This window comes from Stenotrophomonas sp. AC248 (assembly GCF_979258185.1).
The window spans coordinates 2,075,571-2,088,772 of the sequence record NZ_OZ409840.1; the positions used below are offsets into that span (position 1 = coordinate 2,075,571).

At 67.1% G+C, this 13,202-nt stretch carries 11 protein-coding genes; all 11 read right to left on the reverse strand.

Annotation, left to right across the window (positions count from 1 at the left end; genetic code table 11):
* Positions 1 to 59: 59 nt before the first annotated feature.
* The 11 genes from ACZ0AE_RS09490 to ACZ0AE_RS09540 all read right to left on the reverse strand — a co-directional run bounded on the left by ACZ0AE_RS09490 (position 60) and on the right by ACZ0AE_RS09540 (position 13,178).
* On the reverse strand, positions 60 to 1,250 hold the full coding sequence (locus ACZ0AE_RS09490) for a flagellin (RefSeq protein WP_463600916.1): 1,191 nt from the start codon (positions 1,248 to 1,250) through the stop codon (positions 60 to 62).
* Between the two features lie 72 nt (positions 1,251 to 1,322).
* Positions 1,323 to 2,489, reverse strand: coding sequence for a flagellin (locus tag ACZ0AE_RS09495; RefSeq protein ID WP_137189429.1), 1,167 nt, complete (start codon positions 2,487 to 2,489; stop codon positions 1,323 to 1,325).
* Between the two features lie 852 nt (positions 2,490 to 3,341).
* Positions 3,342 to 4,544, reverse strand: a complete 1,203-nt coding sequence (gene flgL / locus ACZ0AE_RS09500) for a flagellar hook-associated protein FlgL (protein WP_369968851.1) — start codon at positions 4,542 to 4,544, stop codon at positions 3,342 to 3,344.
* A complete protein-coding gene (gene flgK, locus ACZ0AE_RS09505) occupies positions 4,541 to 6,421 on the reverse strand; it encodes a flagellar hook-associated protein FlgK (RefSeq protein ID WP_463600917.1) in 1,881 nt (626 codons plus the stop codon). The genes flgL and flgK overlap by 4 nt, the downstream gene beginning before the upstream one ends.
* Before the next feature lie 8 nt (positions 6,422 to 6,429).
* Entirely contained in the window at positions 6,430 to 7,653 is a 1,224-nt protein-coding gene (flgJ, locus tag ACZ0AE_RS09510) for a flagellar assembly peptidoglycan hydrolase FlgJ (RefSeq protein WP_463600918.1), read from the reverse strand.
* Between the two features lies 1 nt (position 7,654).
* Positions 7,655 to 8,839 (reverse strand): flagellar basal body P-ring protein FlgI, encoded by a 1,185-nt coding sequence (locus ACZ0AE_RS09515; protein ID WP_463600919.1) that lies wholly within the window; start codon positions 8,837 to 8,839, stop codon positions 7,655 to 7,657.
* Between the two features lie 7 nt (positions 8,840 to 8,846).
* A complete protein-coding gene (gene flgH, locus ACZ0AE_RS09520) occupies positions 8,847 to 9,539 on the reverse strand; it encodes a flagellar basal body L-ring protein FlgH (protein ID WP_038688437.1) in 693 nt (230 codons plus the stop codon).
* Between the two features lie 23 nt (positions 9,540 to 9,562).
* Positions 9,563 to 10,348, reverse strand: a complete 786-nt coding sequence (flgG, locus tag ACZ0AE_RS09525) for a flagellar basal-body rod protein FlgG (RefSeq protein ID WP_038688435.1) — start codon at positions 10,346 to 10,348, stop codon at positions 9,563 to 9,565.
* 105 nt (positions 10,349 to 10,453) lie between these two features.
* Positions 10,454 to 11,206, reverse strand: a complete 753-nt coding sequence (locus ACZ0AE_RS09530; RefSeq protein WP_038688434.1) for a flagellar basal body rod protein FlgF — start codon at positions 11,204 to 11,206, stop codon at positions 10,454 to 10,456.
* Positions 11,207 to 11,238: 32 nt separating this feature from the next.
* Positions 11,239 to 12,462: a flagellar hook protein FlgE gene (gene flgE, locus ACZ0AE_RS09535; protein ID WP_038688432.1), complete on the reverse strand. Its 1,224-nt coding sequence runs from the start codon at positions 12,460 to 12,462 to the stop codon at positions 11,239 to 11,241.
* A 32-nt stretch (positions 12,463 to 12,494) separates the two neighbouring features.
* On the reverse strand, positions 12,495 to 13,178 hold the full coding sequence (locus ACZ0AE_RS09540) for a flagellar hook assembly protein FlgD (protein ID WP_038688431.1): 684 nt from the start codon (positions 13,176 to 13,178) through the stop codon (positions 12,495 to 12,497).
* Positions 13,179 to 13,202: the final 24 nt, after the last annotated feature.

The window sequence follows — 13,202 nt, forward strand, 5'->3', positions numbered from 1 at the left end:
TTGGACGTCGGTATCGGTGTCGGCGCCGGTCACGCCGGCGCCGACACTGCAGGCAGGGATCAGCGCAGCAGGCTGAGCACGTTCTGCGGCACCTGGTTGGCCTGGGCCAGCATGGCCGTACCGGCCTGCTGCAGGATCTGGGTGCGGGTCAGCTCTGCGGTTTCCTTGGCGAAGTCGGTATCGCGGATGCGGCTACGCGAGGCCGACAGGTTCTCCGTGGAGGTCTGCAGGTTGGCAACGACCGAGGTGAAGCGGTTCTGCACGGCGCCCAGGTCGGCACGGGTGCTGTTGATCGAGCCCAGCGCCTTGTCGACGATTTCCAGGGCCTGCTGGGCACCCTTGACGGTGCTGACATCCAGGTCGCTGGCGAACTTGTTGGCCGGTGCGCCGGCGGCGGCCGTGGCGGTGAAGGTCGGAGCGGTGGCGCCGGTCCAGGTACCCGGGGTGGCGGTGATCGCCTTGAAGGTGCCGTCGGTGTTGGTGCTGTCCTTGACCGAAGTCAGGGTGACGCCGGTGGTGCCGTTGACTTCGGCGTAGACGCCGGTTTCACCGATCTTTGCGTTGATCGCGCTGACCAGTGCTTCACGCGAGGCCTTGCCGGTGTCGGCAGCGGTGGCACCCTGCTTGACTTCGACATCGTCGATGTCGACGCCGTTGATCTTCATGCCGGTGGTCTTGAAGTCGGCATTGGTACCCGGATCGGCCAGCGCCAGTGCATTGGCGTCGAACTTGGCGCCGCCCAGTGCGTTGGCCTTGGCGTCCACCACCTTGTCGATGGCGATGGCCTGGCCGGCGTTGGCGCCCACCTGGAACAGCTGGCTGGAGAACGAGCCGTCCAGCAGCTTGGTGCCGTTGAAGTCGGACTGCTTGGCGACGCGGTCGATTTCGCTGACCAGCTGGGTCACTTCGGCCTGCAGGGCCTTGCGGTCGCTGGCCGAGTTGGTGGCGTTGGACGCCTGCACCGCCAGTTCACGGACGCGCTGCAGGTTGTTGCCGATTTCAGTCAGCGAACCTTCGGCGACCTGGGCCAGCGAGATGCCGTCGTTGGCATTGCGGATGGCCACGTCGGTGCCGCGGATCTGGGTGCCGAAGCGCTCGGAGATCGCCAGGCCAGCCGCGTCGTCCTTGGCGCTGTTGATGCGCGAACCCGACGACAGGCGCTGGATGGTGGTGGCCAGGGAGCTGCCGCTGGTGCTCAGGTTACGCTGAGCATTCAACGACATCGTGTTGGTATTGATGACTTGTGCCATGGGAAGAGGTCCTTGAGCGGTTGCACGTGATTTGGGTTAGACGCTCATGACGTGCTTCAGGAGCGGCTCATGTCAGCGCTGCAACAGGCTGAGCACGTTCTGCGGCACCTGGTTGGCCTGGGCCAGCATGGCCGTACCGGCCTGCTGCAGGATCTGGGTGCGGGTCAGCTCTGCGGTTTCCTTGGCGAAGTCGGTATCGCGGATGCGGCTGCGCGAGGCGGACAGGTTTTCCGAGGAGGTCTGCAGGTTTGCGACGACGGAAGTGAAGCGGTTCTGGATGGCGCCGAGGTCGGCGCGGACGCTGTTGACCGATTCCAGGGCCTTGTCGACAATTTCCAGGGCCTTCTGTGCGCCTACGTAGGACGAGACGTCCAGGTCCTGCACGAAGCTGGAGGTGGCGGTGGCGGCAACCGAGCTGGGCGCGGCGGCGGTGGAGTCGGCCAGGCCGAGCTGGGCGGCGCCGTCGATGACCAGGTCGCGGTCGGCCTGGACCGAGGTCAGCTTCAGGCGGTGGGTGTCGGGGGTGCCGGCGGTGGTGACCACTTCGGCATAGACACCGGCTTCGCCGATCTTGCTGTTGATCTGGGCCGCGGCGGAGGCGGCAAACTCGGCGGTGGTCTTGCCGGTGATGGTGCCGATGGCGGCGCCGTTGATGGTGACGCCGGCGAGGTCGGTGATGGTGGCGACGTCGGCGGTGCTGTCCACGGGGGCGGCGAACTTGGCGTTGCCCAGCGAGCTGGCCTTGGCGTCGACGACGTTGTTGATGGCAATGGCCTGGCCGGCGTTGGCGCCGACCTGGAACAGCTGGCTGGTGAAGCTGCCGTCGAGGAGCTTGGTGCCGTTGAAGTCGGACTGCTTGGCGACGCGGTCGATTTCGCTGACGAGCTGGGTGACTTCGGCCTGCAGGGCCTTGCGGTCGCTGGCGGAGTTGGTGGCGTTGGAGGCCTGGACGGCCAGTTCGCGGACGCGCTGCAGGTTGTTGCCGATTTCGCTCAGGGAGCCTTCGGCGACCTGGGCCAGCGAGATGCCGTCGTTGGCATTGCGGATGGCGACGTCGGTGCCGCGGATCTGGGTGCCGAAGCGCTCGCTGATGGCCAGGCCGGCGGCGTCGTCTTTCGCGCTGTTGATGCGCAGACCAGACGAGAGGCGCTGGATGGTGGTAGCGAGCGAGCTGCCGCTGGTGCTCAGGTTGCGCTGAGCGTTGAGCGACATCGTATTGGTGTTGATTACCTGTGCCATGGGTCGTCTCCCTTATTGGAATCCCGGTGGTGAATGGAACGAAGCGCCGCCGTTTTTTTTTGTTTGGCTGTGTGCTTCGCTGTTGCCAAATCAATAACGGCGCTTTGTCAACAACCTTTAGGCGGAAATCTCGCTGGGGTTGCTGCTGGTGCCGTCCGGGGCCTTGGCTGTGCTCCCCGATAGAAGGGTTAACGGCGCGGGAGGCGGAAATTGAAGGGGTTTTCACGCGTAACGCCGGGCGCGGCCGGGCTCGCGCCGTAGAGCCGGGCTCTGCCCGGCTTGTACCCACAGCCCCACGTAGAGCCGGGCTCTGCCCGGCTTGCATCCACAGCTCGACGTAGAGCCGGGCTCTGCCCGGCTTGCATCCACAGCCACAGCCAAAGCCAAGCGCCGCATCGGCCACGTCCTGGGAGGCCCGGCCCGGGTGGGTTGGCGGGACACGCCGTAAACCCATCCCTGGGGGCTCGTGGGCGCCATCCATGGCGCCCAACGGTCCCGCCAACCCACCCGGGCCGACCCTTCCTGAGTAGGTCGGCGCGGAAGGGAGGGGCGGTAGAGCAGGGCAGTGGAGCAGCATGCCTTCTGCGGCTTCGGCGCAGTCACGGCGCCCACGCACCACAAACACCGACGCGGCATGACGCCGGTAGGGTCGGTTCCCAAACGACTGCCGACACCCTGCATCGGCGCGACGAACGCCTGCTGCGCATCGAAGAAGGCTCACGCGCGCTCACGCGCGCGGAATGCTGCCAGGCGTTCGCTGCGCGCGGGCGCATTGACGACGCACAACAAAAAAGGCCGCGATGCTGTTCGCATCGCGGCCTTCAGGCCTTCCCGCTGTTTCGTAACGCGCTGTCAGCGCAGCGTGTTGAACAACGACATCTGCTGCATCTGCGAGAACAGGGTCTGCGCGGCCTGCAGGGCGGTGCTTTCCAGTTGGTACTGGCTGATGGCGTCGGCGTAGTCCAGGTCGCGCATCTGCGACAGCGTGCCCTTGAGGGTGACGGTGTTGGATTCGCGCATATCCGCGGCATTGTCCAGCGCCTTGAGCTGGGCACCGCCGGCGGCGCGGGAGTCGATCATGCGTTCGGAGGCACGGGCGACGTCGCGCAGGCCGCTTTGCAGGAGGTTCTGCTGGGCGGCGGACTGGCTGGCGCTGCCGGTGTCCATTTTCAACGAGCCGATCAGGCTGTCCAGGGTGCTGAAGATGTCGCGGCTGGTGGCGGGGCTTACGTTGAAGGTGTCGCCGGCGGCCGGCTTGCCATCCACGTGCAGGCGCACGCCATTGAGCACCAGGTCGTCGCCGGCCTTCATGGTGCCGGTGGACACCACCGTGCCGGTGTCGTCGAGCAGCTCGTACTGGTCGGCGGCGGTGAAGCGGACACTGAAGGCCTTGCCGTCCCAGCTGTTGCTGCCGTCGCGGGTGACGTTGGTGAGCACGCCGGTGCCGGTGTTGCCGGTGGCCGCCGCACCATCCACGTGGCCGTCGCCGGTGCCGATGCGCAGGAAGATCTCGCTGCCGGGCAGGGCATCGAGCACGTAGGTGTCCGGGCCCACTTCCACCTGGCGCTGGTTCTGGTCGCCGTTGTAGACCACCTTGCCGTCAACCTGGCTGAAGGGCGGGCTGCCATCGGCGGTGCCGCCGAACAGGTAGCGGCCGGTGCCGTCGGTGCTGTTGGCCAGGGCCAGCAGGTTGCTGCGGATCGCTTCGATCTCGGTGACCATCGACTGCTTGTCGGAGGAGGCCAGCGCCGGATTATTGGCGTAGATGGTCAGTTCGGTGATGCGGCCCATCATGTCACCGACCTGGGCCAGGGCGTTTTCCTGCAGGCCCAGCCGGTTCTGCACGTTACCGGCGTTGAGCTGCATGCGGTCCAGCGAGGCCAGCGTGCGGTCCAGGCCTACGGCGGCGCCGGAGGCGACCGGGTCGTCCTTGGCGGTCACCAGCCGGCGGCCCGTGGCGATCTGCTGTTCCAGGTGGCTCATCTTGGCCTGCTTGGCCATCATCAACGAGACCGACTGGCTGAACATCATGCCGGTGGAGATACGGTTGTTCATCGGCCTACGGCTCCGAGGATGGTCTGGAACATGGTGTCGGCGGTGGAGATCAGCTGCGAGGCGGCCTGGTAGGCCTGTTGCAGCCGCAGCATGTCGGCGGCCTCCTCATCGAGGTTGACCCCGGAAATCGAATCGCGCGCGGACTGCGCCTGGTCGGTGATGACCTGCTGGGCCTGCAGTGAGTAGTCGGCCGAGCGTGCGGCCGCACCCACCTGCGTGGTCAGCCCGCCGAGGGCGCCGCTCAGGGTAACGGTGCCATCGTTGAACGCCTTGGCCTGTTCCACCTTCGCCAGCAGCAACGCGTTGCTGTTGTCCGAGGAACCGGCCGGGGTCGGCCCGATGTTGAAGGTGTCGCCGGTCTTGGGTGCGCCATCGAGCACGAAGCTCCAGCCGTTGGCGCTGATGGTCTGGCCAGCCGTGTAGGTGAACGGGCCGGCGCCATCCAGCGTGTACTGGTTGCCGCTGGTGAACACGATCGCGGCCGGGTTGCGCAGCGCGGCGTTGCCGTGGTCGGTCACCTTGACCCCGGTCAGTTTGCCGGTGCCGCTGTTGGACAGGGCGGCGGTGCCCTTGATCGGGGCGGCCGCGGCAATGCGCGAGGTGTCGGTGATGGCCACCGACATCGTGCCGGCCACGCCGGCGGTGGGCTGCAGCAGCATGCGGTCGTTCACCGCCGGGGTGCCGGTCATCACCAGCTCCACGCCATTGAGCACCAGCGGGTCGGTGGCGGTGCCGGTACCGGTCATGGCGATCGCCACGCCGGTGTCGGCACGGCTGGCCTGCCACTGGGTACCGTCGAACTTCAGCACCACGTTCTGCCCGTCCAGCTTGGACAGGTCGCCGAAGCTGGCGGTCATGCTGGCGGTACCGGCATTGCCGGCATGGCCGGTGATGCGCGGCGCGCCGATGTTGAAGAAGTCGCCGCCCAGGTTGCCGTACAGGTCCGCGCCCTGGCGGTGCACGTCGTTGAAGCTGCTGGCCATGCCGATCGCCAGCTTGCCCAGTTCGGCCTGGGTGGGGGTCAGCACGGTGTCGCGGAATTCCAGCAGGCCGCCGATCTGGCCGCCGAGCGTCTTCGATTCCAGGGTGATCTTCTGGCCGGCACTTTCCAGCGCCAGCTGCAGGCGCTCGGGCATGTACGGGTCGGATACGGTGGTGACCTTGGACGCGGTGGTGCCCACCACCAGCGCCTGGCCGCCGGCCGTGTAGACGTTCATGATGCCGCCGTCCTGCATCACCGCGTTGCCGCCGGTGTAGCCGACCAGGTTGGCGATCAGCTGGTCGCGCCGGTCCAGCAGGTCCGGCGCCGCATTGGCCGCGTTGCCGCCGATGGCGCCGTTGAGCTGCGCGATTTCCTTGGCCAGCCGGTTGATCTCGCTGGCGCCGGCGATCAGGCCGTTGTTGACCTCGCCGTTGAGCGTATTGAGCTGGCCGTTGAGCTGCTGGAAGCGGCTGGCCAGGGTCTTGCCCCCGTCCAGCATGTTCTGGCGGTCGGCGGTGCCGGAGGCGTTGGAGGACAGGCCGCTGACGGTGTCGAAGAAGCTGGACCAGACCCCGGACACGTTGGTGGCGGTATCGGAGAACATCGCATCGACCCGGTCGGCCATGCTGGACAGCTGCTTCAGCCGCGCCAGTTCGCCGCTGCCATCGAGCAGCCGCGAGATCGCCAGCTGGTCGGCCACGCGGCGGATGTCGCTGATGCGCGTGCCATTGCCCACGTCGCCATAACCGAAGTTCTGCGGGTTGGCGGTGGCGAAGTCGACCTTCTGCCGGCTGTAGCCGGGCGTGTTGATGTTGGCGACGTTATGGCTGGTGGTCGCCAACGCCCGCTGGAAGGCGAGCAGGGCGCTGGTGCCGGTGGAAAGTACGCTGGACATGGGTTACCTCAACGACGGATGACACCCAGCCCGGTCGGGCTGGCGGTGCTGGCAAAGGTGCGGCCCAGCTGCTGGCTGGCATCGCCCACGGCGGCGATGGCGCGCTCGATGGTCGGGCCGCCGGCAATCGCGGCGATCTTGGCCGCGTAGCTGGGATCGGTGGCGTAGCCGGCCTTCTGCAGGCCCTGGGCAAAGCCGCGGACATCGCCACCGGCCTGCAGCGCGTTCTGGTAACGCGGGCTGTTCTTGAGCAGTTTCACGTAGTCGGCAAAGCTGTCGCCCACCGAGGTGTAGGCGCGGAAGCTGGCGGTCTCGTTGCGGCGCACGCCGTCCACATATTCATGCGTGCCGCTGCTGGCGCGTTCGCCGCTCCAACCGGTGGCCTTGATTCCGAACAGGTTGTGCGAGCTGCCGCCGCCGTTACGCTGCACCAGCTTGCGACCCCAGCCGGTTTCCAGCGCGGCCTGGGCGACCAGCGCCTTGGCGTCCACGCCCAGTTCGCGCGCGGCCTGCTGCGCGTGGCCCCAGATGCTGGCCACGAAGCCTTCCGGCGTGTGCGGCCCAAGCTTCGCGGCGGCGGTGTTGGCCGCCAAGGTATCGACCGCGCCCGGCCCGCGCGCGGTGTCGTTGACCCTGCTCCAGCGGTCGTTGGCCAGCGCCGCCCAGTTTTCCTGGGTGGGCTCGCTCACGCCCGGCGGCGTGGCATACGGATCGCTGCGCCCGATCGCCTCGTGCATCTGGCTGCTTTCGCGGCCGGCGATCAGGTCCAGGGCACGCTCCATCGGCTGCAGCACCGCCGACGGATCGGCGCCACGCAGCTGCTGCAGCAGGTCCACTTCGCTCGGCGCGCTGGCCGGGGCGGTGCCGGTCGGCAGCGCCATCGGCGTGGCGGCAGGCGCATTGAGCCGGTAGGCACGCAGCGCCGCCGCCGGGTTCAATGCGGTGTCGGTCGGCTTGGCCGCGTCGGCCTCCGCGCCGCCAAGCTGGCGGGTGATCATCGCCGACAGCCCCAGGCCGCGGCCACGGGTCATCGCCTCGGCGATCTTCTTGTCGTACATCTCGCGGAACATGGTGTTTTCGGCGGGGAACAGCGAATCGCCGAAGCTGGCATCGCGCATGCTCTTGACCAGCATCTGCGCGAACTGGCCTTCCAGCTGGCGCGCCACCTTGTCGACCTTGGCCGGGCTGTTGGCCTGGGCCGGATTGAGTTCCAGTGCGGGATTGATGCGCATGTCAGATCACCTCGAGTTCGGCGCTCAACGCGCCGGCCTGCTTGAGGGCTTCCAGGATGGCGATCAGGTCGCCGGGGGCCGCGCCCACCGCGTTGACCGCGTGCACGATCTCGTCCAGCGTGGTGCCGCCGGTGAACTTGAACATGCGGCTGCCATCGTTGGTGGCGGTGATGGTGGACTGCGGCGTGGCCACGGTCTGGCCATTGCCGAACGCGTTGGGCTGGCTGACGTTGGTGTTCTCGTTGATGGTCACGGTCAGCGAGCCATGCGAAATGGCCGCCGCGCCCACCCGCACCTGCGAGCCGATCACCACCGTGCCGGTCCGCGCGTTGACCACCACCTTGGCCGGCGCACTGCCGGGGGTGAGTTCCAGGTTCTCGATGCGGGCCAGCAGACCGATGCGCGCGCCCGGGTCGCTGGGCGACTGCACCGACACCGTCACGCCGTCGATCGCGCGCGCCGCGCCATCACCAAAGGCGTTGTTGAGCGCGGCGACCATGCGCGACACCGTGGTGAAGTCATTCTTGTGCAGGTTCAGGGTGATGTCGCCGCCGCCGTTGAACACGTCCGGCAGGGCGCGCTCGACGGTGGCGCCGTTGGGAATGCGGCCAACGCTGGGCACGTTCACCGACACCCGCGACCCGTCCTTGCCCTGCGCACCGAAGCCGCCGACCACCAGGTTGCCCTGGGCGATCGCATAGACCTGGCCGTCGGCACCGCGCAGCGGCGCCATCAGCAGCGAGCCGCCGCGCAGCGACACCGCGTTGCCGATCGACGACACGGTGATGTCGATCGGCTGGCCCGGCTTGGCGAACGGCGGCAGCTCGGCATGGATGGCCACGGCCGCCACATTCTTCAGCTGCGGGTTGACGTTCGCCGGCACATTGACGCCCAGCTCGCCCAGCAGGTTCTTCAGGCTCTGCACGGTGAAGGGTGCCTGGCTGGTGCGGTCGCCGCTGCCGTCCAGGCCGACCACCAGGCCATAGCCCACCAGCGCGTTGGTACGCACGCCGCCCACCTGGGCCAGGTCCTTGATGCGTTCGGCAGCGGCAGGGGAAACCAGCGCGAACACGGCCAGCAGCGCCAGCGTGGCACGCACCGCGTAGAGCGACGCGCTGCGTCGCTGCTTTGCCGTGTAGAGCGACGCCATGCGTCGCTGCCCGAACAGGGAGAAGGAAAAGGTCATGTCAGGCTCAGAACGGCGTCAACGCCGAGTTGAAGAAGCGGCTCAGCCAGCCCATTGCATTGGACTGGGCAACCGGGCCGCGGCCGCCGTAGACGATGCGGGCATCGGCAACGCGGCTGGACGGAATGGTGTTGTCGGGGAAGATGTCCGCAGCGCGCACGATGCCCTGTACCTGCACCAGCTCGTCGCCCTGGTTCAAGCGCAGGTTCTTGGCGCCCTGGACCACCAGGTTGCCGTTGGGCAGGCGCTGCACCACCGTGACGGTCACGCTGCCCTGCAGGCGGTTGCTCTGCGCGCTGGTGCCCTTGCCGGTGAAGTCGCGCGAACCGGCCGCACTGGCAGCCAGGATGTCCTTGCCGCCCAGCGTCACCGGTGCGCCGAACAGGGTCGGGGTGCCGATGCTCAGCTCCGATTCCTTGGCTGTGGTGGTGTTGGCGGTGGTCTGCGCGGTGGTGCTTTCGGTCAGGGTGATAGTCAGCAGGTCACCGACATCACGCGCGCGGCGGTCCGAGTACAGCTGCAGGCCGGGGCCGGCGGCGTAGATCGCACCGGCGGTAGCCTGCGCGTTGGGCGCCACGATCGGGGTGATCGGCGCCATCGCCGGGTAGGGCCGGACATCGCCGGCGATGACGCAGCCGCCGAGCAGGGCGACCACGGAGCTGGCAAGCAACAGGCGAAGGGTAGGGCGCAGGGGCAACATGGCAGTTCTTCCGGTTCGGCCGATCAGACGTTCTGGTTGAGGTAACCGAGCATCGCGTCGGTGGTGGAGATCGCCTTGGCGTTCATTTCGTAGGCGCGCTGGGTTTCGATCATCGACACCAGCTCTTCGACCACGTTGACGTTGCTGCCTTCCAGCGCGCCCTGCACCACGCCGCCCAGGCCGTTCAGGCCGGGGTTGCCGTTCTGTGCGGGGCCCGAGGCGGTGGTTTCCAGGAACAGGTTTTCACCGCGTGCCTGCAGGCCGGCCGGGTTGACGAAGTCGGTCAGGGTCAGCGCGCCGATCTCCACCGAGGCGGCGTCGTCGGCCATCTTCACGCTGATGGTGCCGTCGGTGCCGATGGTGAGCGACTGCGCGCCTTCGGGAATCTGGATGCCCGGCTGCACCGGGTAACCGCTGTTGGTGACCAGTTCGCCCTGCTGGTTGCGCTGGAACGAGCCGTCACGGGTGTAGGCCGAGGAACCGTCGGGCATCTGCACTTCGAAGAAGCCGCGGCCGTTGACCATCACGTCCAGTGCGCGACCGGTCTGCTGCTGGCTGCCCTGCTCGAAGTTCTTCGAGGTGGCCACCACGCGCACGCCGGTGCCCAGCTGCAGGCCGGTGGGCAGCTGGGTCTGCGCCGAGGACGCGCCACCGGGCTGACGCACCTGCTGGTACAGCAGGTCTTCGAAACTGGCACGGTCCTGCTTGAAACCGGTGGTGTTGGTGTTGGCGAGGTTGTTGGAAACCACCGACATGCGCGTCTGCTGCGCATCCAGTCCGGTCTTGGCGATCCACAATGCCTGGTTCATGGCGATGTTCCTTTGTCTGTTGCGGGTGGCCGCATGGGGCGGCCGTTACAGGAGCGAATGCATGGCGCGTGCCAGAACCGCGACGGAAAGCCGTCACCGGGGCGATCAGCCACCCAGGCGCAGCAGGCTGTTGGCGCTGCGGGCGTTGTCGTCGCCGTGCTTGATCACCTTCACCTGCATTTCGTACTGGCGCTGCAGCTGGATCATCTGCACCAGCGCACCGGCGGCATCGACGTTGCTGCCTTCCAGCTGGCCGCTTTCCAGCGACTTGCCTTGGGCCTGCACGAACGGCTGCTGCGGGTCGGTGTTGCGCATCAGCCCGTCCAGGCCACGCTCCAGCCGTTCGTCGGCGGCGGCGACCACGCGGACCCGGCCAATGTTGGCCATGGTCTGCGGGCCTTCGCCGAGCGGAATGATCGAGATCGTGCCGTCGTTGCCGATGTCCATCGCCTGGTGCGGCGGAATGGCGATCGGCGCACCGTTCTCGTCCAGCACCGGGTGGCCGCCGGCGGTCACCAGCTGGCCATTGGGCGTGATCGAGAGCGCCGCACCGCGGGTGTAGGCTTCACCGCCACCGGCCGGGGCCTGCACCGCCAGCCAGTTGCCTGACTGCAGCGACAGGTCCAGCGGGTTGCCGGTGATCTGCTGCGCGCCCATGCGCCGGTTGAAGCCGGCGTCGACGTGCAGGGCGTCCACGCGCGAGGCATAGCCGGTGCCCTTGATCGGGAAGGCCTCGGTGTTGGCGAGGGCTTCCTTGAAGCCAGGGGTATCGGTGTTGGCCAGGTTGTGCGAGAGCGTGCCCTGTGCCTGCAGCGACGCGCGTGCACCGGTCATCGCTACGTAGAGCGCCTTGTCCATCGTCTTGTTCCCGTGATGCGGTCAGTGGCTCATCAACGGATGTTGATGATGGTCTGGGTGATCTGGTCCATGGTCGAGACCATCTGCGAATTGGCCTGGAAGTTGCGCTGGGCCGTGATCATGTTGACCAGCTGCTCGGTCAGGTCGACCGTGGAGGCTTCCAGCGAACCGGCCTGGACCTTGCCCAGGTTGGAGCTGTCCGGCGAGCCGGTGCGCGGGGTGCCCGAGCTGAAGGTTTCCACCCACAGGTTGTTGCCCTTGGCTTCCAGCCCCTGGGTGTTGTTGAAGGTGGTCAGTGCCACCTGGCCCAGTGCCTTGTCATCGCCGTTGGAGTAACGCGCGTAGACCACGCCGTCTTCGGACACGGTGATCTCGTTGAGCTTGCCGGCCGCGTAGCCATCCTGCTGGGTGTTGCGCAGCGCGAACTTCTCGCCGTACTGGGTGGACCCGGAGATATCCAGGGTCAGCGCCAGCTGGCCGGCGCCGGTGCTCGGGGTGAACGGGGTCAGGGTGATCTGGCCGTTGGCCGGGGAGGTCAGCGCGCCGGCGTTGTTGAAGGTCAGCGCAGTGGGGGCGCCCGCAGCCTGCCCGTCCACATAGTTGTAGACCTGCCATTCGTTGGGGTTGGCGGTCTTGACGAAGTACGAGGTCTGGGTGTGGCTCACGCCCAGCGAGTCGTACACGGTGATGCCGCCGGTGGACTGGCTGTAGCTGTTGGAGTCGGTCGGGCTGAACGGGTTGACCGTCGGCACCTTGGCGTCGGCCGGCAGGGTGAAGCTGACGTTGACCTTGCTGGTCTGCTTGGGCGGGCTGTCGGTGGTGAGCAGCTGCAAATCGACCAGGCGGCCGGCATCGAAGCTGGTGCCGTCGGCGTTCGGGGCGAACACCTGCAGGCGCGCGCCCTGCGGGTTGGTCACGTAGCCGGCCTGGTCGGTCTGGAAGTTGCCGGCGCGCGAGTACACGCGGGCACCGTTCATGGACATGGTGAAGAAGCCCTCACCGGAAATGGCCATGTCCAGGCTGCGCCCGGTCTGTTCGTTGTTGCCCTGCGAGAACTGCTGGGCCACGTTGGTCAGGCGCACGCCCTGGCCGATGGCATTCTTGGACAGGCCGTAGCTGGTGGCCGAGAACAGGTCGGCGAATTCGGCACGCGACTGCTTGAAGCCGGTGGTGTTGACGTTGGCGATGTTGTTCGCGGTGACGTTCAGATCGGCATTGGCAGCGTTGATGCCGGACAACGAGACATTGAAGCCCATGGGATTGCTCCTGGTATGCGGGGTGGGGCGGCTCAGCTGATGCGGAGCACGTAGTCGATCGGGGCCGTGCCCAGGCCCTTGAGGTTGAGGTACAGCCCATCGGAGCCGACGGTGACGCTTTCCACCGGGGCTTCGACGTAAGTGTTGGCCTTGGTCTTGGCGCCGGCGCTGTCGGTGAAGGTGGCCGCGAGGGTGTAGCTGCCGGCCGGCATGCGGTTGCCGTTGGCGTCCTTGCCGTCCCATTCGAAGGTGACTTCGCCGGCGGCCTTGGCTTCCACGCTGAGCGTGTTGACCTTGACCCCGTTGGCATCGGTGATATCCACGTTGACGAAGCCGGCGCCGGGCGCGGCGACCATGCCGTTGGTGGCCCCTTCGGTTTCCAGCGACCACTTGGTGGAGGGAATCAGCACATCGTGGCCGACGAGGGCGGCACCGCGCAGGATCTGGTCGCCGGACATCTGGTCCTGGAAGCCCTTCACGGTGGTGTTGAGGTCGGTGATGCCCTGCACCTGCGACAGCTGCGCCATCTGCGCCACCATCTGGGTGTTGTCCATCGGCTTGAGCGGGTCCTGGTGTTGCAGCTGCTCGGTCATCAGGCGCAGGAAGTCGGCCTGGTCCAGGGTGCTTTTCTTCTTGCTGGTGTCGCTGTTGGGTGCGTTGAGGCCGAGCGCGGAATAGATATCGCTGCCCTGGCCGACGCCGCTGGTGCTGCTCATGACGGTATGTCCTGTGGAATGAAG